At 71.1% G+C, this 25,853-nt stretch carries 27 protein-coding genes; 8 read left to right on the top strand and 19 right to left on the bottom strand.

Annotated elements, in window-relative coordinates; translation table 11 throughout:
• Positions 1–10: 10 nt before the first annotated feature.
• The 10 genes from ACIBX3_RS37225 to ACIBX3_RS37180 form a co-directional block, all read right to left on the bottom strand.
• On the bottom strand, positions 11–874 hold the full coding sequence (locus tag ACIBX3_RS37225; RefSeq protein WP_397125222.1) for a hypothetical protein: 864 nt from the start codon (positions 872–874) through the stop codon (positions 11–13).
• Positions 871–2,250: an MCE family protein gene (locus ACIBX3_RS37220; protein ID WP_397125221.1), complete on the bottom strand. Its 1,380-nt coding sequence runs from the start codon at positions 2,248–2,250 to the stop codon at positions 871–873. Before ACIBX3_RS37220 ends, ACIBX3_RS37225 begins: the two co-directional genes overlap by 4 nt.
• The gene (locus tag ACIBX3_RS37215) at positions 2,247–3,245 is read right to left on the bottom strand and encodes an MCE family protein (protein WP_397125220.1); all 999 of its coding nucleotides are present in this window, start codon (positions 3,243–3,245) and stop codon (positions 2,247–2,249) included. Before ACIBX3_RS37215 ends, ACIBX3_RS37220 begins: the two co-directional genes overlap by 4 nt.
• Positions 3,242–4,267, bottom strand: coding sequence for an MCE family protein (locus ACIBX3_RS37210; RefSeq protein ID WP_397125219.1), 1,026 nt, complete (start codon positions 4,265–4,267; stop codon positions 3,242–3,244). Before ACIBX3_RS37210 ends, ACIBX3_RS37215 begins: the two co-directional genes overlap by 4 nt.
• Before the next feature lie 217 nt (positions 4,268–4,484).
• Positions 4,485–5,510: an MlaD family protein gene (locus ACIBX3_RS37205; protein ID WP_397125218.1), complete on the bottom strand. Its 1,026-nt coding sequence runs from the start codon at positions 5,508–5,510 to the stop codon at positions 4,485–4,487.
• Positions 5,510–6,550 carry an MCE family protein gene (locus tag ACIBX3_RS37200; RefSeq protein WP_397125217.1) on the bottom strand — a complete coding sequence of 347 codons (1,041 nt, stop codon included), beginning with the start codon at positions 6,548–6,550 and terminating at the stop codon, positions 5,510–5,512. The genes ACIBX3_RS37205 and ACIBX3_RS37200 overlap by 1 nt, the downstream gene beginning before the upstream one ends.
• 1 nt (position 6,551) lies before the next feature.
• Positions 6,552–7,571 carry an MCE family protein gene (locus tag ACIBX3_RS37195; protein ID WP_397125216.1) on the bottom strand — a complete coding sequence of 340 codons (1,020 nt, stop codon included), beginning with the start codon at positions 7,569–7,571 and terminating at the stop codon, positions 6,552–6,554.
• 4 nt (positions 7,572–7,575) lie between these two features.
• Complete coding sequence (locus ACIBX3_RS37190; protein WP_397125215.1) at positions 7,576–8,430, bottom strand: ABC transporter permease; 855 nt, start codon at positions 8,428–8,430, stop codon at positions 7,576–7,578.
• Positions 8,431–8,440: 10 nt separating this feature from the next.
• Positions 8,441–9,232 (bottom strand): MlaE family ABC transporter permease, encoded by a 792-nt coding sequence (locus ACIBX3_RS37185; protein ID WP_397125214.1) that lies wholly within the window; start codon positions 9,230–9,232, stop codon positions 8,441–8,443.
• 141 nt (positions 9,233–9,373) lie between these two features.
• Positions 9,374–10,765, bottom strand: coding sequence for an aminopeptidase P family protein (locus tag ACIBX3_RS37180; protein WP_397125213.1), 1,392 nt, complete (start codon positions 10,763–10,765; stop codon positions 9,374–9,376).
• 140 nt (positions 10,766–10,905) lie between these two features.
• Here ACIBX3_RS37180 and ACIBX3_RS37175 point away from each other — a divergent pair, with 140 nt between their 5' ends.
• The 4 genes from ACIBX3_RS37175 to ACIBX3_RS37160 all read left to right on the top strand — a co-directional run bounded on the left by ACIBX3_RS37175 (position 10,906) and on the right by ACIBX3_RS37160 (position 14,529).
• Complete coding sequence (locus ACIBX3_RS37175) at positions 10,906–11,334, top strand: CBS domain-containing protein (protein ID WP_397125212.1); 429 nt, start codon at positions 10,906–10,908, stop codon at positions 11,332–11,334.
• Between the two features lie 22 nt (positions 11,335–11,356).
• Positions 11,357–11,998, top strand: coding sequence for a hypothetical protein (locus ACIBX3_RS37170; RefSeq protein ID WP_397125211.1), 642 nt, complete (start codon positions 11,357–11,359; stop codon positions 11,996–11,998).
• Positions 11,999–12,064: 66 nt separating this feature from the next.
• Entirely contained in the window at positions 12,065–12,838 is a 774-nt protein-coding gene (locus tag ACIBX3_RS37165; RefSeq protein ID WP_397125210.1) for a cyclase family protein, read from the top strand.
• Positions 12,835–14,529: a thiamine pyrophosphate-binding protein gene (locus ACIBX3_RS37160; protein WP_397125209.1), complete on the top strand. Its 1,695-nt coding sequence runs from the start codon at positions 12,835–12,837 to the stop codon at positions 14,527–14,529. Before ACIBX3_RS37165 ends, ACIBX3_RS37160 begins: the two co-directional genes overlap by 4 nt.
• Positions 14,530–14,552: 23 nt before the next feature.
• Here ACIBX3_RS37160 and ACIBX3_RS37155 read toward each other — a convergent pair whose 3' ends face one another.
• From ACIBX3_RS37155 to dhaK, 3 genes are read right to left on the bottom strand one after another with little or no spacing between them, the layout of a single operon-like run.
• Positions 14,553–14,915: a PTS-dependent dihydroxyacetone kinase phosphotransferase subunit DhaM gene (locus tag ACIBX3_RS37155; RefSeq protein WP_397125208.1), complete on the bottom strand. Its 363-nt coding sequence runs from the start codon at positions 14,913–14,915 to the stop codon at positions 14,553–14,555.
• A gap of 11 nt (positions 14,916–14,926) precedes the next feature.
• Positions 14,927–15,565, bottom strand: a complete 639-nt coding sequence (gene dhaL / locus ACIBX3_RS37150) for a dihydroxyacetone kinase subunit DhaL (RefSeq protein ID WP_397125207.1) — start codon at positions 15,563–15,565, stop codon at positions 14,927–14,929.
• Entirely contained in the window at positions 15,565–16,545 is a 981-nt protein-coding gene (gene dhaK, locus ACIBX3_RS37145) for a dihydroxyacetone kinase subunit DhaK (protein WP_397125206.1), read from the bottom strand. Before dhaK ends, dhaL begins: the two co-directional genes overlap by 1 nt.
• A gap of 45 nt (positions 16,546–16,590) precedes the next feature.
• Here dhaK and ACIBX3_RS37140 point away from each other — a divergent pair, with 45 nt between their 5' ends.
• Both ACIBX3_RS37140 and ACIBX3_RS37135 read left to right on the top strand, forming a co-directional pair.
• A complete protein-coding gene (locus ACIBX3_RS37140) occupies positions 16,591–17,763 on the top strand; it encodes a cytochrome P450 (RefSeq protein WP_397125205.1) in 1,173 nt (390 codons plus the stop codon).
• An 18-nt stretch (positions 17,764–17,781) separates the two neighbouring features.
• Positions 17,782–18,528, top strand: a complete 747-nt coding sequence (locus ACIBX3_RS37135; protein ID WP_397125204.1) for a lysophospholipid acyltransferase family protein — start codon at positions 17,782–17,784, stop codon at positions 18,526–18,528.
• A 40-nt stretch (positions 18,529–18,568) separates the two neighbouring features.
• Here the strand turns inward: ACIBX3_RS37135 and ACIBX3_RS37130 are convergent, their stop codons facing one another.
• Positions 18,569–19,375, bottom strand: a complete 807-nt coding sequence (locus ACIBX3_RS37130) for a serine/threonine-protein kinase (protein ID WP_188195087.1) — start codon at positions 19,373–19,375, stop codon at positions 18,569–18,571.
• Between the two features lie 56 nt (positions 19,376–19,431).
• On the bottom strand, positions 19,432–20,682 hold the full coding sequence (locus ACIBX3_RS37125; protein WP_397125203.1) for an MFS transporter: 1,251 nt from the start codon (positions 20,680–20,682) through the stop codon (positions 19,432–19,434).
• Between the two features lie 73 nt (positions 20,683–20,755).
• On the opposite strand from ACIBX3_RS37125, the gene ACIBX3_RS37120 reads away from it, so the two are divergent.
• Both ACIBX3_RS37120 and ACIBX3_RS37115 read left to right on the top strand, forming a co-directional pair.
• A complete protein-coding gene (locus ACIBX3_RS37120; RefSeq protein ID WP_397125202.1) occupies positions 20,756–21,367 on the top strand; it encodes an ArsR/SmtB family transcription factor in 612 nt (203 codons plus the stop codon).
• Positions 21,368–22,413: 1,046 nt separating this feature from the next.
• Positions 22,414–23,946, top strand: a complete 1,533-nt coding sequence (locus ACIBX3_RS37115) for an AbfB domain-containing protein (protein WP_397125201.1) — start codon at positions 22,414–22,416, stop codon at positions 23,944–23,946.
• A 44-nt stretch (positions 23,947–23,990) separates the two neighbouring features.
• On the opposite strand, the gene ACIBX3_RS37110 is transcribed toward ACIBX3_RS37115, so the two are convergent.
• The 4 genes from ACIBX3_RS37110 to ACIBX3_RS37095 all read right to left on the bottom strand — a co-directional run bounded on the left by ACIBX3_RS37110 (position 23,991) and on the right by ACIBX3_RS37095 (position 25,826).
• Complete coding sequence (locus ACIBX3_RS37110) at positions 23,991–24,320, bottom strand: DJ-1/PfpI family protein (RefSeq protein ID WP_397125200.1); 330 nt, start codon at positions 24,318–24,320, stop codon at positions 23,991–23,993.
• Between the two features lie 47 nt (positions 24,321–24,367).
• Positions 24,368–24,613, bottom strand: coding sequence for a DJ-1/PfpI family protein (locus tag ACIBX3_RS37105; protein ID WP_397125199.1), 246 nt, complete (start codon positions 24,611–24,613; stop codon positions 24,368–24,370).
• Between the two features lies 1 nt (position 24,614).
• Positions 24,615–24,935, bottom strand: a complete 321-nt coding sequence (locus tag ACIBX3_RS37100) for a hypothetical protein (protein WP_397125198.1) — start codon at positions 24,933–24,935, stop codon at positions 24,615–24,617.
• A gap of 84 nt (positions 24,936–25,019) precedes the next feature.
• Positions 25,020–25,826 carry a DeoR/GlpR family DNA-binding transcription regulator gene (locus ACIBX3_RS37095; protein ID WP_397125197.1) on the bottom strand — a complete coding sequence of 269 codons (807 nt, stop codon included), beginning with the start codon at positions 25,824–25,826 and terminating at the stop codon, positions 25,020–25,022.
• Positions 25,827–25,853 lie beyond the last annotated feature (27 nt).

The raw sequence follows: 25,853 nt of genomic DNA, 5'->3' as shown, positions 1-25,853 counted from the left end.
GGGCCGATCGTCAGTCCTTCTTCTTGCTGTCGCCGCCGTCGAGGGTGTACTGGTCCTCGGAGGCCGCGCCGAGCACGGTCACGTCGTGGACCTTCCAGATGCCCTTTTCCTTCACAAGAGCGATCTTAAGGTGCGAATCCTTCACCGAGCGGATCGCCTCCGAAGTGTTCACCTGCTGGTCGACGACGACGATGGCGTGCGCGGTGGCCTCGTCGACGTCGGCCAGGTACACCTCGCGCACGGTGGCCTGCGAGGTGGCCTTGAGCTTCACGATCACCTGCGCCATCGCGCCGCCGAACGCGGTGTCGTACGTGGCCAGGAAGTCGCCCGTGGCCTGGGCGGTGAGGGTGGCGCGGGTGGTCTGGAGGTCCCGGTAGTCGTAGCTGAGCAGGGCCTTGCTGAAGGCGCTCGCCGCACCGGACACCTCCAGGCGCAGGGCACGCTCGGTCTCCAGCCTGGCCCGGGCGTCCTCGGCCTGGGCGGCGCCGATGCCCTGCAGCACGGCGGTCGCGGCCACGGCGGCCACCAGCATCGCGGCCACCGTCCAGACGATCCGGGCCCGCGTGACCCGCCTCCGCCCGGGGTGCTCACCCCCGGAAGGCGTGCCGGTGCCCTCCGGTCGCGTGCCGTCGGAGGACACACCGGCGTCCTTCGGCCGCGCGTCACCGGCGGGAGCGTCGCCGGACGCCGGTGGCGCGCCGGACGCCGTGTCTGCTCGCGGCTGCTCGTCGTCGGGCGTGGCGTCCGTGGGCGGTTGCTCGCCGTCGGGCGTGGCGTCCGTGGTCGGCTGCTCGTCGTCGGTGGTCGCGTCCGCCGGCTGGGCGTCGGCCCGATGGGGCGGGGGCGCGGCGGCGGGGTCCTGCTCGGGGATCATGGCGACTCCTCACGGCGGCGGGCGGCCCGGCCCGCCGCGATCCAGCCCACGATGCCACCACTCGCCACGACGGCAAGAAATATCGCGACAATCAGCGGGACGGGGTTCGGTGTGGTGCGGGACGACGCGGCGCCGGTGGCGGCCACGCCACTGGGCGACGTCTCGGCTTCTTTCGGGTTGTCGGTCTGCTTGCCCGCGGGACGCGGGGACGCGGCGGCCTGCTGGGGCCGGTCGGCCGTGGCGGTCTCCCGGGGCCGGTCGGACGTGGCGGTCTCCCGGGGCCGGTCGCTCTCGCGGCCTCGCACGTCGTCGGCGGGATCCGCGGCGGGCGCACGATCGGGACAGGCCCGCAGCCGGGGCACCGTCGGCGGCCCCACCGGCCCGGCGTACTCCTCGGCCGGCGTCGGCCCGCCCGGCACGCTGAACACGAACGCCGCCTTCCCGTACACGGTCCCGTTCCGCCGGTCGCTGATGTCGTCGGCCAGGCTCAGCGCGGTCGGCACGATGCTCAGCAGGCGGTGCGCGTTCCGCTCGGTCTCCGGCGAGAACGCCGGCCGGTGCGGCAGGCCCGCCGCCGTCAGCAGGCACGAGAATCCCGGCCTGGACGCCCTGACAGCCGAGTCGAGCTGCCCGAACACTCCGGGCCCCTGGTCGAGGAAGGTGTTCAGGTCGGTACGGGACGCGCGTAGCGTCGCCGTCACCGTGCTCAGGTCCGTGATCCCGGAGGCGAGCTGGTCTTTCTTCCCGGCCAGCGTGTGCGTGAGCTGAGTGAGCTGCACCGACAGGTCGTCGAGCACGTCGGCGTTGTCGGCCAGCGTGCCGGTCAGGGAGTGCGCGTCGTCGATGAGGTTCCTGATCGACGGCGCCCGGCCGTCCAGCGCCACCGCCAGCTCATGGGTGATCGTCTTGGCGTCCTGAGGCGGGACGGCGTTCAGGAGCTTGCCGACGCCCTCGAAGAGTTTCTTGTAGTCGAGCGGCACCGACGTCTTGGTCAGCGGGATCGTGTCTCCCGCGGCCAGAGTGGGGCCCCGGACGCCGGTGGCGGCCGGCGAGAGCTCCACGTACGGCTCACCGATGGCGGACTTGCGCCGCACCTCGGCCGTGACGTTCTTCGGCAGCCTGATCTCCCTGTCGATGTCCAGGCCCACGACGATCTTGCCGGGCGCCAGCCGCACATCGCCGATCTTGCCGACCCGTACCCCGAGATAGGCCACGTCGAAGCCGCGTACGAGGCCGGGCGAGGAGACGAACTCCGCCGACACCCGGTACGGCCGCTCGATCGCGTCCAGCCGGATGATCGTGCTGAACGCCCAGATCGTCATGACGATCCCCAGCGCCACGAAGAACCCCAGGTTCAGATAGATCCGGTTCTTCATCGCGGCGGCTCCAGCAGCAGGCGGAAGTCCTCGACCCGGTTGGGCCGCGGCCCGCTGTCCGACCTCTGGGGCAGCATCACGCCCTTCAGCCAGACGTAGATCAGGACCTGGCCGTTGGCCGTGATCGGCGGCGCGTCGAGGAACTTCTGGATCTTCGCCACCAGCGCCTTCAGGTCCTCCTTGCCGCGCTGCATCGCGGAGGAGATGGCCGCCAGTTCGCGCAGCAGCGTGCGCAGCCGGGCGGCGTGGCGCGGGTAGACGGTGAGGTTGGCCTCCCTGGCCAGGTTCGTCAGCGCGACGATGGCTTTCTTGATGTGCTTGCGCCCGTGCGCGACGCGCGAGGTGGCCGACGCCAGCGTCCCCGGGAGCCGGTCCAGCTCGGCGCTGCCCTTGGCCAGGTCGTCACCCAGCCTCGCCAGCGCGTCGATGCTGGTGGCCAGGTCGCCGCGGGCCGCGGAGTACGCGTCGGTGACCTCGGCCGTCTGCTTGATCAGCTTGTTGACCTCGTCTCCCTGTCCGGCGAACGCGGTCGAGGCGGCGTCCAGGATGGCGTTGACGTCCTGCGCGCCGAGCGCCTCGATGAGCGGCCCGGCCTTGGCGGTGACCTGCTCGATGTCCGGCTCGACCGACGTGTCGGCGATCGTGGCGCCGCCGGCCAGGTAAGGGCCCGTGGACAGGTCCTTGCCCTCCGGCGGGGTGAGCAGCACGTAGTTCTCGCCCAGGACCGACGTCTTGGCCACCGTGGCGGTGCTGCCCTGCGGCACCCGGTGTTCGGACTTGATCGACATCGTCACCCTGGCCCGGTAACCCTGCAGCCGGATGCCGGTGACCGTGCCCACCCGTACGTCGGCGATCTGCACGCTGTGCCCGGCCACCAGGCTCTGCACGTCGTCGAAGACCGCGTGCAGCGTCAGGCCGCCGGTGGGCGCGCCGAGCGTCTGCAGCGAGCACGACGCGGTGAGGAGCAGGGCGAGGCAACCGGCCACGATCCTCATCGGCGCCTCCCTCGCTGCTCGAAGGGGCAGTTGCTGAGCCCGCCGGGCAGGCAAGGCACCCGTCCCAGGTTCAGCGACTCGAACAGCGGCGTCAGCCAGGCCCTGGTCATCGCGTTGAGCACGACGCGGATCTTCAGCACGTGCTGCTTCCTGTCCCACGCCTCGATGATCACGTCCGCGAAGTCGGCCGCGCCCTTGACCGCCTGCGCCATGGACGCGCTGTTGGCCCGTACCGTCAGCAGCAACTCGGCCAGCGTCCCCGTGGCCTGCGGCAGCCGCTCCGAGTACTGCTCGATGAGCACGTCGCCGCGCCGGACGAAGTCCGCCATGCTGGACACGAAGCCGCGCAGCCGCCGCCGCTCCTCGGCCAGGACCGCGCTGGCCTCGGAGAACGCGTCGATCGCGCCCGTCACCTGGCTCTCCCGCTCGTTGAGCGTGGTGGCGAGCCGGTTCAGGCCCTTGGCCAGGTCGATGAGCTGCTGGTCCTGCTTGGCCAGGGTGCCGGTGAGCTCGGCGGTGTCGGCGATCGCGTTGTTGATCGTCTTGCCGCGGCCCCTGACCCCGTCGGCCAGGTCGCCGGCCACGTCGCCCAGCTTCTCGTCGTCCAGCGCGTCGGTCAGTTTGGTGAACGCGTCGAGCGCGTCGTCGATCTCCACCGGGAGGTCGGTGCGCTCCAGCGGGATGGTCGTCCCCGGTGCGATCTTCCGGTCGCCGGGTTTCCACGGGGGGTAGAGGACGACGTTCCGCTCGCCGAGGGTGTTCTGCGGCGCGACCACGGCCTTCACGCCGGCCGGGAGCGGCACGTCCCGGTCCACCCGCAGTCCTACCCGCACCTTGTCGCCGTCGATACGGATGCTGTCCACGTACCCGGCGTCCAGGCCCATGACCTTGATCCGCGCCTCCTCGTACAGGGAGGGCGCCTTGCTGAAGACCGCCACGAGCCGGTACGGCTCCGCCCCCAGCACGGAGCATCCGGACGCCAGGAACACCCCGGCGGCCAGCACCGCCACGAGCCGCCTCATCCGCGCTCCTCTCCGCCGGCCGGCCGGGCGGGGCAGGGCGCGTCCACCGCGAGGGCAACGGCCCATCCCCGGTCCCGCCGATGGCGCACGCACCGGCCTTCGTGCCGGGGACGGCGCCCTCGCCACGGGCGCCGCGGATGCGCCGCGCATGCCCAGTGCGGGGTGGCCGGGTGGTGTGCGCCGGCGGGTGGGACGGACTGGTGATCGGGGTGGGGGGTCAACGCTCGTTCCTCCTGTCCTTGGCGATGGCCGTCAGCACCTCCGGGTCGATGGGGCCCAGGCCCGTGGCTATGGCCTCGAGCCACGGGCCCTGGCCGCCCATCGTGGACAGGCCGGTGAACGTCGGCCCCGCCCACGCCAGGAGCGAGTTGAGCTGCTCGTTGCCGCCCTCGAGCCGGGTGGTGATGGCCGCGTTGTCGTCGAGGACCTGGACGAGCGAGCGCTCGTGCTCGTTGATCAGCCGGGTGGTGCTCCGCACCAGGTCGCTGCCGTCGCCGAGCAGGACGCGCAGCTCGTTCCTGCGTTTGCGCAGCTCACTCAGCATGATCTCGATGCCGTCGATGAGCCGGACGAGCTGCTTGTCCTTCTTCTCCAGGATTTGCATGATCTTGGTGCCGTTGTCGAGGAGCCGCTGGAGCTGCGGCTCGCTCTTGCTGATCGTGTCCGACAGGTCGCCGATGTTCCTCATCAGCCGGGTGATCCGCCCGCGCTTGGCGAGGTCGACCTTGCCGAGCTCGGTGAGCAGGTCGTCCACGGCGTCGGTGTCCAGGCGCTCCACCAGGCGGGTCGCGTCCTTGATGGCGTCGTTGATCAGCGTGGGCACGCCGGTCCGGTCCATCGGGACGCGCCGCTGCGCCTCGGGGATCTGGTCCATGTACGGGGCCGCCACGGCGCCGGTCAGCTTCAGGTAGCGGCCGCCGAGCAGGTTGGACAGGGCGACGTCGGCGCGGGTGCCGCGGCCGAGCCGCACACCGTCGTCCACCCGCCACGTCACGATCACGTGCCCCTGCGCGTAGTCGGCGCGCACCTCGGTGACCTCGCCCACACGTACCCCGGCGACCCTGACGTCGTTGCCGGTACGCAGGCCGCCGGAGTCGGCGAACACCCCCGACATGGTGTAGCCGCCCTCCAGCAGGCCGAGGTTGCCGACCAGGAACGTGGCGACGAGGATCGCGGCGAGCGTGGCCATCGACACCAGGCCCACGGCGTACTTGTTGCGGTCACGGAAGGACTTGAGCGCCATCACCGGCCACCCACCATGAGCTTGCGCAGGTCCTCGGTGCTCTGGACCCGGGTGTTGCGCAGCGGTGGCGGCGTCTTCATCCCGTACGGGCAAGGCGCCGGGCCCAGGGCCAGGCAGGGGACCGCGGTGATGAAGTAGTGGCCCCGGTTGACGGTGGAGTAGCCGCGGGCGAGCGAAGGCTGCAGCGTGCCGACCGCCTTCTCGATCTTGCCGACGTTCCGCCGGATGCCGCCGGTCAGCCCGGTCAGGTTGTCGACGAGCGCGCCGAGCTCGCCGGCGTTCTTGCCGAGCACCTCGTTCTGGGTGTGAATCGTGGTGGACAGCTCCACCAGCGACTCGTCGATCAGCTTCCGGTTGCCGGCGAAGGCGTCCGACAGCGTGACGAGGTTGTCCACGAGCTGTTCGATCTGCTTGTCCCGCCGGGCGACCACGCCGGTCACGGTGGCGTAGTCCTCCAGCAGCTGCTCGATGGTCTTTCTGCGGTCGTTGACCGTCGTGGTGATGGCGTTGACGTTGTCCAGGAGTCGCGGGATGTTGCGCTGGTTGCCCTTGAGCGACTTGGCGGCGGCCGTGAGGAGCTGGTTGATCTGCTCGGGGTCCAGGCTCCGGGTGAGCGGCCCGAGGTCGCTGACCAGCTCGCCGATGTCCACCACGGAGGAGGTGCGCGTGATGCGGCCGCCGGCCGGCAGCCGGTCCGGCGCGGTGCCGGGCAGCAGGTAGACCACGCGCTGCCCGACGGCGTTGCGCCAGCGGATGGCGGCCTCGGTGTCGGCGGGCACCCTGACCGCGTCCTGCACCTCCATGGCCACCTCGGCCCGGCCGTCGACGACCCTGATGCCGGAGACCTGCCCGACCGGCGCCCCGGCGATCTTGACCTGGTCGCCCTCGGTCAGCCCGGACACGTCGTCGAACGTGGCCACGATCCGGTAGCCGCCTCCCGTGCCGATCCGCTCGATCTGCACGCTGATCAGCACGATCAGCGTCAGCGTCAGCCCGATGAACAGGGCGAACCTGGCGAACAGCCATCCCCGGCGGGCCATGTCACCGCCTCCCGTCGGTGGGGCCGCAGACGCCGACGATCAGCTCGCACACGTCGGTGGCGACGAACGCCTCGACCTGGAGCTGGCGGGTGTTGCCCGGGCCCTGCGCCTCGATCAGCTCGTTGAGCAGGTCGACGAGGCGGTTGAGCCCGCGTACGCCGTCGCCGGCCAGGCCGAGCTGGGCGTAGATGAGGGCGGCCACCCGCTCGCCGGAGCGCACGCCGGCCCGCAGGTTCTGCCGGTGCTTGCGCAGGCCGTGCGCCGTCTGGCCGGAGACGGAGGTGACCTCCTGGAGCAGGACGCGGACCTTGTCGGCGCGTTTCAGCAGGTCGGGGGTGATGACGTTGACGTCGGACGAGATCGACACGATCTCGTCGCCCTTGTCCGACAGGGCCGTGCCGAGCGTGGCGGCGTCGCGCAGGAACTGCCTGGCCCGCCCGCGCTGCCGGTGCGCGACGCCGACGACGGTGCCGGCGTCGCCGATCAGCTCGCGCAGGTGCTTGCCCTCGCCGTCGAGTCCTCTGGCGAGGGTGTGCACGATCACCGTGACCTCGCGCGGATCGACGGCGTCCAGGCCGCGGTAGGCGTCGCCGAGCGTGTCGGACAGGTCGATCGGCCCCTTGGTCGCGGTGATGACCGCGCCGCTGGCCAGGTAGGGGCCGGTGGTCTCGCCCGTGCCCGGCGTGAGCGCGACGAACTTGGGGCCGAACACCGACGACGGTTCGATGGAGGCGACCGCGGACTCGGGCACCTTGACGCCGGGCTCGATGTGCATGGTCACCACGGCCCTGCCCTTGGGATCGAGTGTGACGGCCGTCACGTCGCCGACCGTGATGCCGCGGATCTTGACCGGCGAGTTGGTGTCCAGGCCCTGCCCGGAGCGGGCGAACACGGCGTCGATCCGCGTCCCGCTGATCTCGGTGGCCGTGCGCACCACGAATACCGTCGCCGCCGCCAGCAGGGCGAGCATGGCGAACGCGATGCCCACCCGGGCGGCGAGGGAGAGTTCGAATCGGCCCACCGGCTCACCCCGTCAGCGGTATGTTGCCGCCGCCGCCCCAGAACAGGTACGACAGCAGCAGGTTGAGCAGCACGATCGTGACGATCGACTGCCGGATGGCGCGGCCCGCCGCCACGCCCACGCCGACCGGGCCGCCGGTGGCGTGGAAGCCGTGGTAGCAGTGGATCACGACGACCGCGAACGCGAACACGCCCACCTTGGCGACGCTGAACAGGATGTCGCTGACCGGCAGGTACAGGTAGAAGTAGTAGTCGTAGACCCCGGGCGCCAGCCCGAACAGCGCCGTGCACATCAGCCGCGTGGCGAAGAAGCTGGCGAACAACGCGATCAGGTAGATCGGCATGAGCGCCAGCAGCGCCGCCACGACGCGGGTGCAGATCAGGTAGGTGAAGGCGTTGATGCCCATCACCTCGAGCGCGTCGATCTCCTCGGAGATCCGCATCGCGCCCAGCTCCGCCGTGAACGACGAGCCGACCTGCGCCGCCAGCGCGGTGGCCGCGATGATCGGGGTGATCTCGCGGACGTTGGCGAAGCTGCCCACCAGGCCCATGAACGACTCCGCGCCGATCGCCTGCAGGCCCTGGTAGCCCTGCAGCCCGACGGTCGCGCCCACGACGAACGCCATCGTGAACACCACGAAGATCATGCCGCCGCCGATGACGGTCGCCCCGACACCCACCACGACGTCGCTGACCTGCCGCAGGACGACCTTGAAGTACCGCAGCCGCAGCACGACGTCGCGGACGGAGTAGTAGAGCACCTTCCACACGAACAGCGGCCAGTCGGACAGCGTCGCGAACCGCTCGGCGAGATCCCGCCCCCGGTAGGCGAGCTGAAGCCCGGCCGACCGTGTCAGCATGGTGTCACCATCACAGGGACCTCGGCGGATAGGCGAGGAAGTAGACCGCGGAGATCACATAGTTGAACGTGAACACCAGCATGAACGTCACCACGGTCGACTGGTTGACCGCCCGCCCGACGCCGACCGGGCTGGTCGCGCAGGTCATGCCCTTGTAGCAGGCGACCGCCGCCGCGATGAACCCGAAGATCCACGCCTTGAACAGCGTGACGTACAGGTCGGAGGCCGCGACCAGGGACAGCGCCCCGTCGAAGTACGCGCCCGGGGTGACGCCCTGCACGACCACGTTGAAGAAGTAGCCGCCGCTCGCGCCCGCCACGATGACCAGCGGGCACAGGCACACGGCGATCGTGCTGGCCGCCCACATGCGCGGTGTGACCAGGCGGTGGATCGGGTTGACCGACATGACCTCCATGGCGCTCAGCTCGTCGCGGATGTGCCGCGCGCCGATGTCGGAGGTCATGGCGCTGCCGCCGGCCCCGGCGATGAGCAGCGCGCTGGCCAGCGGCGCCACCTCGCGGATCAGTCCGACGAAGACCGCGCTGCCGGTGGCCGAGCCGGCGCCGAGCTGCCAGGCCAGCTCGCCCACCTGTAACGCCACGGTGGCGCCCAGCGGCAGTGAGACGAGCAGGACGGGCACGCTGGTGACGCGGGCGAGGAACCAGCACTGGTCGACGAACTCCCACCACCAGCTCTTGACGTCCCAGCTGCGGCGCAGCCCCTCCAGGGCGATGACGAACAGGTCGCCGACCTGTCCGAGCACCGACCCGGCCTTGCGTCCGACGTATCCGGACAAGGCCATGAGCTGACCACCTCCGCCGCCTACGGATCAGTCACCCTACTGACGCCTTGTCCAGTAGTCGACGCGTTCGGAGGAATTTGAGGAAAAGGTATGAGACCCAGCTCACACCTTGTCAGCCCAGCACTAAACGTGACCGCTTCGTTACGACAGGGCATCCATCCAAGACTCGATCTCGTCCGCGCGGCGCGGCAGCCCGCCGGACATCATGGCGGCGCCATCGGCGGTGACGACCAGATCGTCCTCGATGCGGATGCCCATGCCGCGCAGCTCCTCGGGCAGCGTCAGGTCGTCCGGCTGGAAGTAGAGCCCCGGCTCGACCGTGAGCACGTGGCCCTGCTCCAGGACGCCGTCCAGGTAGACCTCCGCCCGCGAGCGCGCGCAGTCGTGCACGTCCAGGCCGAGCATGTGGCCGCTGCTGCACAGCGTGTAGCGCCGGTACAGGCCCGTCTCCATGAGCTCGTCCGACGAGCCCTTCAGCAGGCCCCAGTCGCGCAGGCCGTCGCAGATGACGCGCATGGCCGCCAGGTGGAAGTCGCGGAAGCGGGCGCCCGGCCGGAGCGTGGCGATGGCCGCCGTCTGCGCCTCGTACACCAGCTCGTACGCCTGCCGCTGCACCGCGCTGAACCGCCCCGACAGCGGGAACGTCCGGGTCACGTCGGCCGTGTAGAGCGTGTCGGACTCGACGCCCGCGTCCAGCAGCAGCAGGTCGCCGGCGCTCAGCGCGCCGTCGTTGCGGATCCAGTGCAGCACGCACGCGTGCGCCCCGGAGGCCACGATGCTCTCGTAGCCGACCGTGTTGCCCTCCAGCCGCGACCGCAGCCCGAACACGCCCTCCAGGTACCGCTCGCCGCGCGGATGCCCGAGCGCCCGCGGCAGTGCGCGCACGACGTCCTCGAAGCCGCGCACGGTGGCGTCCACGGCGGATCGCAGCTCGCCGAGCTCCCACTCGTCTTTGACCAGCCGCATCTCCGACAGGAACGACTCGAACTCGGCGTCGTCCCCGTCGCGGGGCGCCCGGGCGTCGACCGAGGCGTCCACGCCGCGCAGCACCCGGGCGGGCCCCTTCAGGTCCAGGTCGCGGATGTGCCGGCACTCCACCTGGTACAGCTCCGCCGCCTCCGTCAGGTCCGGGCGGCGGCCGGCCCAGAACTCGCCGTAGCGGCGGTCGCGGTAGAACTCCTGGCCCTCCTCCCGCGGCGAGCGCGGCCGCACGTACAGGACGCTCTCCCCGGACGGCTCGACCACCAGCACGTCGTCCGGTTCGCTCGCGCCGGTCAGGTACGAGTACGCGCTGTGCGGCCGGAATCGGTAGTCGGCGTCGTTGCTGCGGACCTTCAGCGTGCCCGCCGGGATCACCAGCCGCTCGCCCGGGAAGCGGGCGGCCAGCGCGGCGCGCCGCTTGGCCGCCCAGGGCGCGATCGGCAGCGCCGTCACATCGAGGCGCCGGGTGTCCGCCCACCCGGTCCGCATGAACGCGGCCAGCTCGTCGGTGACGGGCAGGTCGTGGCTTCCGATGTTGAGCGGCTCGGTCATCTGGCGGCATCCCCGATCTGCTGTTCATGGCTTTTGTGTGGGATTTAGTACGGCAGCAGCCTATGTGACGGTTGACGCCGTCCCTATGGGCTTGTTTGCCTGGGCCTAGCTTTGGAACACTGAGGGCAGAGGTGGTGCACATGCTCATCGGAACGATCCTTCGCAACAAGGGCAGCGACGTGACGACCGTGGCACCGGAGTCGTCCGTCCGGGAGCTGCTCGCCGAGCTCGCCGAGCACAACATCGGCGCCGTGGTGGTGTCCACCGACGGCGTCACCATCGCGGGGATCGTCTCCGAGCGCGACGTCGTGCGCCACTTGCACGACCGCGGCGCGGCGGTCCTCGAGGAGCCGGTCTCCGCGATCATGACGACGGACGTCCGCACGGTCGGCCCGGGTGACAACGTCGACGCGCTGCGGCAGATCATGACCACGCAGCGCTTCCGCCACATGCCCGTGGTCCAGAACGGCCGGCTGGTCGGCATCGTCAGCATCGGCGACGTGGTGAAGAGCGCCATCGAGGAGCTGGAGACGGAGAAGGCGTCCCTCGTGGACTACCTCCACCGTTGACAGGGATGGCACGCTTGGGTCCGTGATGTACGGGCCCCCTCCTGGATACCCGCCCGAATACCCGCGGGCGACGAGCAGTCCGCCGATCATCCTGCTCGTCTCCGGGCTCGCCGCGGTGCTGGGCTTCCTGCTGGGCATCTTCGTGGGGTTCGGCGCGGGGTCGACGTCGTCGGAGTCGCCCGACCCCCGGGTCACGGTGACGGTCGACGACACCGAGCCGCCTCCTGACCAGCAGACCACCGAGCAGCCCCAGGCCACGCCGTCGCAGCCCGCCACCGGCCAGCCGGGCGCCACCCAGCCCGGGGCCACGGAGCCGGGCCCCACGCAGTCAGGAGTCACCCAGCCCGGTGCCACGCAGCCCGGTGCCACGCAGCCCGGTGCCACTCAGCCCGGCGCCACCGGAAGTGGCTCTCCCGGGGGGACGGGCACCGACCCCGCCCTGCGCATGCTCGTCGTCGGCAAGGACATCCAGCCGGGGATGTACCGGACGACCGGGCCGGTCGCCGGGTCCACCGCGTGCTTCTGGGCCCGCATGAAGGGCACCTCCGCCAGCCCGGCCGATGTGATCACCTCCGGCATGCCGACGGGTCCCGCCACCGTGGTCATCCTGGCCACCGACAAGGCCTTCTCGACCGGCGGATGCGCGGAGTGGACCCGGGCATGAGCTTCTCCCGCTTGAAGGAGCCCGTGGGGGAAGAGAGGATGCGCTCAGCCAACCGAGGAGGATGCCATGTCGGTATTGAAGAGCTTCGTGGACCACGTGCGCAGCGGTGCCATTGAGGTGATCGACCTCACCGCGCCCCTCTCGTCCGACACGCCGATCCTCCAACTGCCCGCGCCGTTCGGCAACACGATCCCGTTCCGGCTGGAGGAGATCAGCCGGTACGACGACCGCGGCCCCGCCTGGTACTGGAACGACATCCACACCGGCGAACACACGGGCACCCATTTCGACGCCCCCATCCACTGGGTCACCGCCCGCGACGGCGAGGACGTCTCCCAGGTGCCCGCGGGCAGGCTGATCGCGCCCGCCGTCGTCCTCGACTTCTCCGCCGAGGCCTCCAAGGACCCCGACTTCCTCCTCCAGATCGACCACGTCAAGGAGTGGGAGCGCGCCAACGGGCCGCTGCCCGACGGCGGCTGGCTCCTCTACCGCACCGGCTGGGACGCCCGCTCCTCCGACCAGGCCGCCTTCCTGAACGCCGACGAGACCGGCCCTCACACGCCCGGCATCTCGGTCGAGTGCGCCTCGTGGCTGGCCTCCGCCACCCCGATCATCGGGGTGGGCGTCGAGACCGTCGGCACCGACGCCGGCGCCGCCCACTCCTTCGACCCCGCCTTCCCCTGCCACTCCTTCCTGCTCGGCGCCGGCAAGTACGGCCTGACCCAGCTCCGCAACCTCGACCGCCTGCCCGCGACCGGCGCCGTCGTGGTCGCCCCGCCCCTGCCCATCGTGGGCGGCTCGGGCAGCCCCGTCCGCGTGCTCGCCCTGGTCGAACGTTGATCGTCGCGGAGGCCGTGGGCCGCGCCCTGGCCGCCTGCGGCGCCGGGACCGCCTTCGGCGTGGTCGGCAGCGGCAACTTCCACGTCACGAACGCCCTCGTGGCCGGTGGCGTGCGGTTCGTCGCGGCACGGCACGAGGGCGGGGCCGCCACCATGGCCGACGCCTACGCCCGGATGAGCGGGCGGGCCGGGATCGTGTCCGTGCACCAAGGGCCCGGGCTCACGAACGCCATGACCGGCATCGCCGAGGCCGCCAAGAGCCGCACTCCGCTGATCGTCCTCGCCGGGGAGGCCACCGACGCCCGTTCCAACTTCCACATCGACCAGGACGCTCTCGTGGCGGCGGTGGGCGGGGTGCCCATGAGGGTCACGTCCGCGGAGGGGGCGTGGGAGCGGGCGGTGGAGGCGTACCGCGTGGCCGTGGAGGAAGGCCGCACCGTCCTGCTCAATCTCCCGCTCGACATCCAAGCCCTGCCTACCGCCTCCCTGCCCACCGCCTCCGTGACCACCGCCTACGGGCCCGCCAGCGCCCGGACCTCGAGCGCGTCGCCACTCCGGGGCGGTGAGCCCGGCCTTTCACCCGCAGCCGATGGCGGGGTGAAGGAGCTGGCGCGCCTGCTGGCGGAGTCTCGACGGCCCGTGTTCATCGCGGGGCGCGGCGCCCGGCACGCGCGGACGGAGCTGGAGGCCCTGGCCGGCCGCGTGGGGGCCCTGCTCGCCACCTCGGCGGTCGCCAAAGGGCTGTTCCGCGGCGACCCGTGGGACCTGGACGTGAGCGGCGGCTTCGCGACCCCGCTGGCGGCCGAGCTGATCCGCGGCGCGGACCTGGTCGTCGGGTGGGGCTGCGCGCTGAACATGTGGACCACCCGCCACGGCTCCCTGATCCCACCGGGGGGAAAGGTCGCCCAGGTGGACCTCGACCAGGCGGCACTCGGCGCCCACGTGCCCATCGCCCTGGGCGTGACCGGCGACGTGGCGGCCGTCGCGACCGCCCTCACCGACCACTCCGCCGCGGCGGGTGCCGGAACCGTCCCCGGGTACCGGTCGGCGGAGGTCGCGCGGCGGATCCAGGCCGAGGGCCGGTGGCGGGACGTGCCGTACCAGGACGAGAGCGGCGGCGGCCGGATCGACCCCAGGACGCTCTCCATCGGCCTGGACGACCTGCTGCCCATCGAGCGAATTGTGTCCATCGATTCCGGAAATTTCATGGGATATCCGTCGATGTTCATGGATGTACCGGACGAGGGCGGGTTCTGCTTCACGCAGGCGTTCCAGTCGATCGGGCTGGGCCTGGCCACGGCGATCGGCGCCGCCGTCGCCCGGCCGGACCGGCTTCCGGTGGCCGCCCTCGGAGACGGCGGCGCGCTCATGGGCGCCGCCGAGCTGGAGACCGTCGTCCGGCTGGGGCTGCCGATGGTGATCGTGGTGTACGACGACGAGGCGTACGGCGCCGAGGTCCACCACTTCGGACCCCACGGCCACCCCCTGGACACGGTCACGTTCCCGTCCGCCGACCTCGCCGCCATTGCCCGGGGGCACGGCTTCGCCGCCGTGACCGTCACCGAGACGGCCGATCTGGCGGGCGTGGCCGACTGGCTCAAGGGCCCGCGGGACCGGCCGCTTCTCGTGCACGCCAAGGTCACGAGGGACCGCGGCTCCTGGTGGCTGGAGGAGGCGTTCAAGGGCCACTGACCCCGGCGCTCGGACCCGAGCTTCTAGAGCTTGCGGAAGGCACGGGCTTCCTCGGCGGCGGCCAGCACGTCGGCCAGCGGCGCGCCGGTGCCCGCCATCACCGCCGCCGCGATCGCGCCCTCCACGAACGGCACATCCGCCACCACGACCCTGCCGGCCTCCTCCACCAGGCAGGCGGTCAGCACCGAACTGCCGAGATCGGGCACGAGCAGCACCCCGTCGCCCTGATCGACCGCCCGCAGCGCCGCCTCGATGAGATCCAGGCTGGTGCCCAGGCCACCGTCTTCCGTCCCACCGGCCGCCGCCACCGGCACGTCGTCACCGGCGATGCCCCGGACCAGCGCCACCGCCTCCGCCGCCAGCCCCGCACTGTGCGACACCAGCACCAGCCCCACCATCACCCGGCCGCCACGGTGGCCAGAGCCGCCATGAACAGCGCCGCCGAGGCCGCGCCCGGGTCCTCGTGCCCGATGCTGCGCTCGCCCAGGTAGCTGGCCCGGCCCTTGCGCGCCTGCATGGGGATCGTGGCCTTCGCGCCCTCCGCGGCCGCGCGCGCCGCCTGCTCGAACGCCTCTCGTACTCCCACCCCATCCCGTACGGCCAGTGCCAGCGCACGGGACGCGGGAGCCAGCGCGTCCACCATGGTCTTGTCGCCGAGGGCCGCCTTCCCCAGCCTCTCCAGCGCCACAACCCCTTCCTCGAACGCCGCCGCGAACCCCGCCAGCCTCACCGGAGGCTCCAGCGCCTTGCTGATCTGCCGGAACACCGACCCGTACAACGGCCCGGAGGCCCCGCCCACACGGCGGATCAGCGTCGCGCCCGCAGAGCTCAGCGCCTGCACCGGCGAGCTCGGCGGCCACTCGGCCAGAACCTTGGTGACCTCGGTGAGCCCGCGGTCGAGGTTCGTGCCGTGGTCGGCGTCGCCGATCGCGGCGTCCAGGTCCGTCAGCCGGTCGCGATCCCGCCGCACCAGCCTGGCCGCCTCCTCGAACCACGCCACGAAGAAGGCGGTGTCCAAGGTGTCCAAGGTGTCCATCACCGCCCCCAGCGCAGCCCCGGCGTCTCGACCGGAGCGTCCCACAGGCGCGTCAGCGCGTCGTCAAGCCGGCAGACCGTCACGGAGAAGCCCTGCATGTCCAGGCTCGTCACATAATTGCCGACGAGCGACCGGGACACACGCGCCCCCTTCCCCTTGACGAACGACGCCACCTCGGCGAACACCACGTACAGCTCCATGAGCGGCGTCCCGCCCATGCCGTTCACCATGACCAGCAGGTCGCCGTGGAGCGGCATGTCCCCGTGGATCGCCTCCATCGCGATCCCGGCCAGCTCGCGCGCCGACGCCATCGGCGCCCGCGTGCGCCCCGGCTCGCCGTGGATGCCGATCCCCAGCTCCACCTCGTTGTCCGGCAGGTCGAAGGTCGGCTTGCCGGCGTGCGGCGTCGTACACGAGCTCAGCGCGATCCCGAACGACCGGCTGCGCTCGTCCACCTCGCCCGCCACCCGGGCCACCTCCGCCAGCGGCGCGCCCTCCTCGGCCAGCGCCCCCGCGATCTTCTCCACGAACAGCGTGGCCCCCGTGCCGCGGCGGCCCGCCGTGTAGAGGGAGTCCTGTACGGCCACGTCGTCGTCGACCAGCACGCTCGCCACCTCGACGCCCTCGACCAGTTCGGCGGCCATCTCGAAGTTCAGCACGTCGCCGGTGTAGTTCTTGACGATGTGCAGGACGCCCGCCCCGCCGTCCACCGCCTTCGTCGCGTCGATGATCTGGTCGGGCACCGGCGAGGTGAAGACCTCGCCCGGGCAGGCGGCATCGAGCATGCCGAACCCGACGAAACCCGCGTGCAGCGGCTCGTGCCCGGAGCCGCCGCCCGAGACCAGGCCGACCTTGCCGGGGCGCGGTCCCTCGGCCCGGTAGACCACCTGATCGTGGATCCGCAGCGAGGGGTGGGCCGCGGCCATGCCGTTCATCGCGTCCTCAACGACGGAATTGGCCGTGTTGATGAGCTTCTTCATGGTCACAAGATCTGCCCGTTCTCACGATGGCGCAAGCGTCGTAGCGTGGACGGGGTGGATGTCGTCTGCACACCCTTCGATCCGTCGATCAACGACGATCCGTACCCCGTCTACGCGCGGTTACGCCGGGAAGCACCGATCTATCACAACCCGGACCTCGACTTCTGGGCGCTGTCCCGGCACGCCGACGTCTCCGCCGCGTTCACCGACAGCGCCCGTTACTCCAGCGACCACGGCCCCATGCTCGACCGGGGCGCGTGGGGGCCGCAGGCGCGGACGTACCTGTCGTTCGTGGCCATGGACCCGCCCGAGCACACCCGCATGCGGGCGATCGTGTCGCGGGCCTTCACCCCGCGCCGGGTGGCCGCGCTCGAACCCCTGATCAGGAAGCTCGCACGGGGCTACATCGAGCAGGGACTGGAGCGGGGCACGTTCGACTTCGCCCGCGACCTGTCCGCCAAGCTGCCGCTCGACGTGATCTCCGAGCTGATGGGCGTGCCGCCGGCCGACCGGGCCGACGTGCGCCGCAAGTCCGTCACCCTGGTCAGCTACAACCCGCAGGGCAAGATGGCGGACGACGCGCTCCAGGGCATCATGTCGCTCGGCGAGTACTACACCTCGATCGTCGACGACCGCCGGGTCGCCTTGCGCGACGACCTCGTCTCCGCACTCGTCGCCGACGGCGGGCTGACCGCCGAGGAGATCGTGGCGTTCATCTTCCTGCTGATCGGCGCGGGCTCGGAGACCACGACGCACCTGCTCAGCGCCGCCTGGTACTGGGCGTGGCGCAACCCGGACCAGCGCGCCGCCGCCTTCGGCGGGGCGATCACGCCGTGGGTGGAGGAATCCCTCCGGTACGACACCCCGGCCCACGGCCTGGCCCGCCGCCTCACCGAGCCCACCGAGCTGCACGGCACGCTCGTCCCCGAACACGCCAAGATCTGGCTCCTGATCGGCTCCGCCAACCGGGACGAGTCCGTCTTCCCCGACCCCGACGTCTACGACCTGACCCGCGACACCTCCCGGGGCATCAGCTTCGGCGTCGGCCGCCACTACTGCCTCGGCGGGCCGCTGGCCAGGCTGGAGGCGAGGGTGACGCTGGAGGAGCTGACGAAGGCGGTCTCACCCGGCTACGAGATCCACGAGGGGATCAGGCGCACCGCCCACGGCAACGTCCGGGGGATGGTGAGCCTCCCCGCTACCGTCACAGCCGGCTGAATAAGCTACGTTCTGCACATGGCTGAGATTGTGTACCCGCCGGTGATCGCCGCCGCGCGGACCTTCTTTCGCGCGCTCGACATCCGTTTCCACCTGGAGGGGACCGAGCACGTGCCGCGGTCCGGAGGAGCGGTGCTGGTGAGTAACCACATCAGCTACCTCGACTTCATCTTCGCCGGGTTCGCCACGCTGCCGTCGAAGCGGCTCGTCCGGTTCATGGCCAAGCAGGACGTGTTCGACCATCGGATCTCGGGGCCGCTGATGCGCGGCATGCACCACATTCCGGTCGACCGGGGGGCGGGTGCGGGCTCGTACGCGACGGCGCTGCGGATGCTCAAGGCCGGCGAGGTGGTGGGCGTCTTCGCGGAGGCCACGATCAGCCGCTCGTTCACCGTCAAGGACATCAAGAACGGCGCGATCAGGATGGCGCAGGCCACGAACGTGCCGCTGATCCCGGTGGGGTTGTGGGGCAGCCAGCGGCTCTGGACCAAGGGGCGGCCGAGGAAACTGCTGCAGCGTCACGTGCCCTTGACCATCCTGGTGGGCGAGCCGATGTACCCGAAGCGGGGCGAGGACGTCAACCAGCACACCGCGGATCTGCACACGCGCCTGTCGGAGCTGGTCGACCGGGCGCAGCGCACGTATCCGGAGGTGCCGCCGGGGGTGTGGTGGCAGCCCGCCCACCTGGGCGGCTCGGCCCCGACCCCGGAGGAGGCGGCCGCCATGGACGCGGCCGAGGCGGAGGCCAGGGCGAAGAAGGTCTGACCGTCTGGAGAGTGCAGGGGCGGATGCCCAGGTGTTCGGGTCAGATGGCGGTCTGGTAGGTGCTGGCGCGCATCCCGGCCAGCAGGCCCGCCGTCTGCTCCGGTGTGAAGCGGCGTACCGGGTCGTGATGCAGCAGCCCTTCGATGAGCGGCCGCATCACACCGGCCCGGCGGGGCGGCGGGTAAGGGCCGCTCCGTGCCATGCCGAGGACCGTGGCGGCGTCCTGGCCCGGGTAGGGCGGCTGGCCCTCCACGGCGCTGTAGAGCGTGGCGCCGAAGGACCACATGTCGGCCTCCTTGCTGGCCGGCCCGCCGTGCAGGCGCTCGGGCGCCATGAAGGCGGGCGTGCCGCGCAGCCGCCGCGAGGTCGTCATCCGGATGTCGCCCTCGGCCGTGGCGATGCCGAAGTCGGTCAGCACCACCCGGTCACCGGTCAGCATGACGTTGGCCGGCTTCACGTCGCGGTGCAGCACCCCGGCCTGGTGGGCCGTGCGCAGCGCGGCGAGCAGGTGCTGCCCGATTGCGGCCACCGACTGCGCCGGTAGCGTGCCCACCTGGGAGAGCAACTGGTGCAAGGAGAGCCCGTCCAGGTATTCCATCACGATCCAGAGCTTGCCGCCCTCTTCGATCAGGTCGTGCACCGTGACGATGTTGGGATGCGTCAGCCCGGCGGCCATTCTGGCCTCGCGCAGCACTCGGCGGCGCACCATCTCGACCTCACCGGCCAAGGTCAGCTCCTTCAGCGCCACCGTACGGTGGAGGAGCTGATCGAAGGCGCGCCAGACGACTCCCATACCCCCACGACCGGCCTCCTCGTTCAGGAGGTACCGTCCGCCGATCTCCCGCATACCATCCCCTCATGCTCGGGGATAATCATGTCACTTCAGCACAGGCTCTTGGGTGCCTAACGTTGCTTGGATATGTCGGAAAGTGCGGCTTCGCTGGTCAGCGGCCTAGAAATTCGATCCGGTAACGTGCGCCACACCAGCCCGACCGCCGCCAAACACACTCCTGCGGCGCCCGTGAGGACGGCTCCGATGCCCGCGAACTCCGCCACCACGCCCCCGAGTGCCGCCCCCAGCGGCATGCCGCCCATCCCGACGAGGCGGTATGCCGAATTGACCCGCCCGAGCAGCTCCGCCGGGATCAGCCGCTGCCGCGCGGAGATCACGAGCACGTTGCCCGCCGCGCCGACCACGCCCCACAGCACGGCCGTCGGGTAGAGGGTCCACGGAGACGGTGCGGCCACCGGCACGAGGAGCAGGAGGCTGCTGATCAGCCACGCGCCCGCCAGCGTGCGGTACTCCCCGAAGATCCCCGCGGCGCGCCCGGACAGCAGCGACCCGAGCACCGCCCCGGCACCGAACGCCGTCAGCATCAGGCCGTAGTGGCCCGGCTCCAGCCCGATCATCGACCCGTCGCCCACGGCCCACAGCACCAGGACGGCGAAGTAGGCGGCGTTGGCGAGATTGAGCAGGCCCGCCGTGATTGCCAGGCTCCGGAGTATCCGGTGAGACCGCAGGTAACGCAGCGCCTCGCCGATCTCCCGCCGCAGCGGCCGGCGCTCGGAGCGGGGGTCGGGTAACCGGTAGGCGCCGCGCATGCCCAGCAGGAGCAGCCCCGCGGCGCCGTACAGCAGGGCCGGGGCGCCGAAGACCGCGGCGGGGAGCACGCCGACGAGGAGCCCGGCCACGGGTGCGCCGGCGAAGTCGTTGCCGACCAACTGGGCGCTGGACACCCGGCCGTTCGCCCTGGTCAGGTGGTCTGCGGGCACGGTCATCGGCAGGACCGCCTGCGCCGAGACGTCGGCGAAGACCTCCGTCACGCCGGCCGCCAGCACGGCCGCGAGCAGGATCCACAGGTCGAGCAGGCCGAGCGACGCCAGGAGCGTGACCGCGGCGAGGATCGCGGCCCGGGCGGCGTTGGCCGCCACCATGACGCGGCGGCGGTCGGCCCGGTCGGCGATCGCGCCCGCGGGCAGCGCCAGCAACAGCCACGGCAGCGTCGCGGCGGCGCCCACCAGGGAGACCAGGGTGGGCGAGCGGGTCATCGACACCGCCAGCAGGGGTGCGCCGATCTTCAGCACGCCGTCCGCGAGGTTCGACAACGCGGTGGACGACCACAGGAAGGCGAAAGAGCGCCCGAGACCTGACACGGCCGGCTCCCTTAGGATAGAAGCGTACAAGGAAAAGTGTGCATGGATTTCTTTGCAAAGATAGGCTTGCACAGTGAAGCGAAGCAAGAGCTTCTCCGCGCGTACGCTCGACGCGAACGCGCTGAAGTCGTTCGCCCACCCCCTGCGACTGCGCATCTACGAGTTGCTGGACGAGCGGGGCCCGTCCACCGCGACCGGGCTCGCCGGCCTGCTGGCGCAGAACACCGGGGCGACGAGCTACCACCTGAGGGAGCTGGCCAGGCACGGCATGATCGAGGTCGTGCCGGAGATGGGACGCGGGAAGGAGAAATACTGGCGCGTCGTTCCCGGCGGCTTCACGTACGGCGAGACCCCGCCCGACGCCCAAGCGGCGAGCGCCCTGGAGTTCCTGCTCGACGACGTCGTGCGGCAGCGGGGTGCGGAGCTGGCCAGATGGCGCGAGGGGACGTCACGGGCGCCGGAGGAGTGGGTGCAGGCGAGCGGGTTCGGGCGGCGGTCGCTGCGGCTCACCGCGACGGAGACGGCCGAGTTGCGGGATGAGGTGCTGGAGGTGCTGGAGAGATACCGCACGGTGTCGGACCGCAGGCAACGCGAGTCCCCGGACGCCCGCGGTCACGCCACCGGCCACGTGGTCATTCACTTCGACGTCCTCCCGCTGGGGGCCGTCGGCGAGGACCAGGAGTGACCGGCCGGGAGACATCCTGGGGATTTCCCTGGGTCTCACCCTGACGTCAGGGCCGCACCGCCGCTCGTAGTCTCCTTCCGCACCGGCCCGTTTCCGGGCGGCGGCGAAGGAGAGTCCACATGACTTGTCGCGCGTGGCGGAACGTTCCAGTTTCATCCGCCTCGCTCTTCGCGGAGCCGTGGCGGGCGGAGGTGCTGGGCGCGGCGTCGCCGGCGGAGTGGGCGTCGTACGGCGGCGCCGCCGCCCTCAGCTTGTTTCACGGCTTCGGCGCGGCGGGTGAGCCGATGATGCGGCCGATCCCACGCGGTCGCGATCGCGCTGCCGTACCACGTCGTCTGGGTCGAGGTGGCCTGGTCGCCGGCCGTAGCGCATCCTCGCTCCGGCCGTAGGTGTGGCAGAACGAACGGCCCGGGCTGGTGGCCGCGTCGGCCGCAGCCGACGACAACTCGCCCATCGCCCGGCGCGGGAGGCTTTCAGGACCGGATTCTGGGACTCCCGTCACGCTGCGTGCCAGGATTGCCCCTCCGCCGGCAAGTGCCCAGACTGGGCGGCAGGTTCCCGGGACGAGCTGATCCTGGAGACGACACCGCATTTCCTGCCGGAATCGCTGTTCGCGTAGATCTCCCGAATGCTGCGGCCGGCGGACGGGTGGTGGTGGAGACCTATGTGGAGGCCCTCCGTGCCACAGGATTCGAGATCGAAGCCGTGGAAGACCTCACCGAGCACGCCAAGCCCTTCTACGCCGGATCCTTGTGCGGCTCGACCGCCGCCGGAACGAAGTCACCGCCGAGCACGGAGCGGAGGCCGTGGAACGAGTCGAGAGCGGAATCCTGAAATGTGCTGAAATATCCGAAATGGGAGCATCCTTATCACCGGCCCCAAGCCTGCGATCCCAGGCGGTCGGCGCCAATCTGGCCCCGCATGACACGAAAAGGCCATATTCCGCTCACAGCCTCGAATGTGAGAATCGGTGCCTGAGTGACTAGTCAGTCCTGAGTGACTGGTGTCACGGTTGTGGTTCGGGCAGGTAATTAGGTGGCGGGTCATTGGAAGCAGACGAGCAGTTCCAACTGTTCTTCGACAGGCATCATCGTGAACTGGGCAGGCTGGCGTACCTGCTGACGGACGATGCCGAAGCGGCGGACGGTCTGGCGGCAGCCGCCTTCGTAGCCGCCTGGGAACGCTGGGAGCATGTCCGCACCTCCGGATCTCCGACGGAGTACCTGTGGACTCTTCTGGTGAGACGGGCCACCACGGACGATCGCGACGCCGGCACACGCGGACTTCGCGACCGGGTGGAGCGGCCGGAATCTCGCACGGTGCGGGACGCCCTGGCCCTGCTGTCGGTTCGCAAACGCGCCTGCCTCGCGCTGCGGTACGCCTTCGGCCTGCCTGAAGAGAAGATCGCGGGGATGGTCGGCATCTCAGCCGACGCCGTCAGGTCCGAGTTGTCCAAGGCCGGTCCTCAACTGGAACGTGCCATGGGCATACGGCCTGACCTCGCGGCGGTGAGGTTCAACGACGCCGCGGCGTTAGAGGACCCCGACCGCGCCGAACGGCTGCGCATGCTCCTGAGCGAGGACGCCCGGCGGTACGAGCCCTCGCAGACCCGGATGCGGGTGCGGGTGCGGGTGCGGGCGCGGGCGCGGGCGACGCTCGACTCGGAGCCGAGGCGTCGCTGGAGCACTTCTCTGACGACAAGTCTGGCGAGCGCAGCGGCGGTGACGGCGGTCATCGTGGCCGTCGTCGCGTTCGCCGGCGCGGGGACCGAGCCTCCCGGGCACCAGGGCCTCCAGGCAACGGCCCTTCCGAGCGAGCCCCAGCCGAGCCCGGTCTTCACTGCGGAGACCTCCGTGTCGGCCTCGCCCTCACCGTCGCAACTGCGCGTCAGCGAGCCGGCCTTGATAGAGGCCATCGAGGCTTCTACGCCCAATCCGTTGTCCTCGCGGTCCAGGGGCACGAGCCCTTCCCCTTCAGGCTCCAGAAAGTCTCCTTCTTCCTCGGCGTCGCCCTCCCGAATCAGGTCCAGCCGGTCCTCGACCCCCGCACCGTCGCCGACTCGAAACAGCACCAGGCGGCGGACCTCGGCCCCCGCGCCGACGTCCTCCCGCGCCGACACCGCGCCCGCGGGCGTGGCTCTTGGGCCCGGCTCGGTCGTCAGTCTCGAGTCGGTCAACGTCCCCGGTTACCGGGTGCGGCACAGGAGCTTCCGCGGACGGCTCGACCCGATCAATGCGTCCAGCAGCAATCTGGACAGGGCGGACGCTACGTTCGCCGTGCGGCAGGGCCTGGCCAACCCCTCATGCGTCTCCTTCGAGTCGTCCAACTTTCCCGGCTACTACCTGCGGCACCGGAACTTCGAGATCTTCCTGCACCGCCGCGACAACAGCGGGTTGTTCGCCGCGGACGCCACCTTCTGCGGCACGGGCGGGCTGGCCGGCCAGGGCACCTCGCTGCGCTCGCACAACTATCCGACGCACTACCTGCGCCACCGCGGCGGGTTGCTGTACCTGGACTCCTTTCAGGACGCTCCGGGATTCCGAGTGGACGCCACCTTCGCCGTCCGCCCCGGGTTGTGACTCGACATACGCCACGCTTGGAGGAGACCGGGGAGGCCGGGCGATCAGCGGAGCAGGTCGAGCGCGCGCTGCCTCACCCCCTCCGGCGCCGTGCGGGGCGAGCCCGCGTCGAACGGCGGGTGCGGGTCGTACTCGATCGCGAGCTGCACCGCCTGCGCCGTCTCCGTGCCACTCGCCAGGGCCAGCAGCGTCAGGGCCATGTCGATGCCCGCCGACACCCCGGCCGCGGTCACGATCTTGCCTTCGACGACCACGCGCTCGCTCACCGGCTCGGCCCCGAACCCTTCCAGGAGCTCCAGGGCCGCCCAATGGGTGGTCGCCTTCAGGCCGTTCAGCAGTCCGGCCGCCCCGAGCAGGAGCGACCCCGTGCACACCGAGGTCGTCCACCGGGTGCCCTCGTGGGCCCGGCGGATCCAGCCAGTCAGGCCTCGTCGGACAGGGCGTCGAAGGTGCCCATCCCGCCGGGCACGACGACCACGTCGGGATCGGGCAGGTCGGCGTACGAGGCCGTGGCGGTGAGGGTGAGCGCGCCCTGGTCGTCGGTCACGGGCCCCGCCTGGGCCGCCACGAACGTGACCGTGCAGCCGGGCGCGAAGGCCAGCACGGTGTACGGCCCGACCGCGTCCAGCGCGGTGTACCGGGGGTAGAGCGGGATGGCCACGCGCATGTCATTTCTCCTTCGACTGGAACCTGCGGCGGTGATCGCCCGGTGAGATCCGCCAGTGGCGGCGGAAGACGCGGCAGAGCGTCTCCGCCGTGCGAGCCCCGGCCCGAGGTCCGCGCCGGTCGTCCAGCAGCGTGTCGATCGGCCCCGCGACCTCGCCGAGCGCGCCGGCCGTCACCGTGACGCCGTTCCCCGCGGGCACGCCGCCCGCGCGCACGGCGACGATCTCCACCCCGGTAGCCGCCGTCCCGAACACGTCGGCGGGCCCGGCCAGGTCGAGCGGTTGGAAGCCGGGGAAGACGACGATCACGACCCGTCGCTGCATGCCTTCATGGTGATCGCGGCCGTCTCATGGCGTCAACGACACGACCCTTGCGCATTGCGCCACGAGCCGGCTCCGGGATCGGGGTCAGCGCCCGCGCGGCGCCTGCGCCACGGTGACCCCGACGCCCTTGCGCCGCAGCCGCTCCACGTGCTCCGCCGGAGTCCGCCAGTCCACGATGACGTGGTCGAACTCCGTCAGCGGCGCGAGCGCGTGCAGGGCCCGGCGCTCGAACTTCGTGTGGTCCACGATCAGCAGCCGGGTGGCCGCCGAGTCGAACATGGCCCGTTTGGTGTCGACCGTCTCCTCGGTCTGGTGGAAGCAGATGTCGTCGGTGACGGCGGAGGTGGACATGATGAAGACGTCGGCGCGCACCTCCCGGATCGCCGCGACGGTCATGTGCCCCATGAACGAGTTCGCCCACGGGTGGAAGCGGCCGCCGAGCGCGATGAGGGTGATGTCCGGCTCGCCGGTCAGGTCCTCGATGACGGGCAGGAAGTTCGTGATCACCGTCAGGGGCGCCTTGTCGCCGAGCATCGGGATCAGGTGCAGGGTGGTGGTGGAGTCGTCGAGGATGACCGCGTGTCCCGGCTCGATCCACGCGCAGGCGGCCCGGGCGAGCGCCGCCTTCTCGGACTGCTGCCGGCCGCGGCGGAACAGGTCGCTGGCCTCGACGAGGCTGGACGGCAGCGCGGTGGCCACGCCGCGGGACTTGCGGACGATCCCCCGGGCGACCAGCGCGTCGAGGTCGCGGTGCGCGGTCATCAGGCTGATCCCGTGCTTCTCCGCGATCGCCTCGATGCGGACCGAGCCTTCCGTCATCACGTCCGCGGCGATCGCGCGCTGGCGGGCGCGCTGCCGTTCCATGCGGCCCTCCGCGGGCGGCTCCTTCATCCCACCTCCTGCTGGATCCGGATGTCC

It is taken from the genome of Nonomuraea sp. NPDC049480 (assembly GCF_044465905.1).
In the GTDB taxonomy this organism is placed as follows: Bacteria; Actinomycetota; Actinomycetes; order Streptosporangiales; family Streptosporangiaceae; genus Nonomuraea.
The sequence above is the reverse complement of the archived record's forward strand: the minus strand, read 5'-3'. Positions and strand labels throughout refer to the sequence as shown.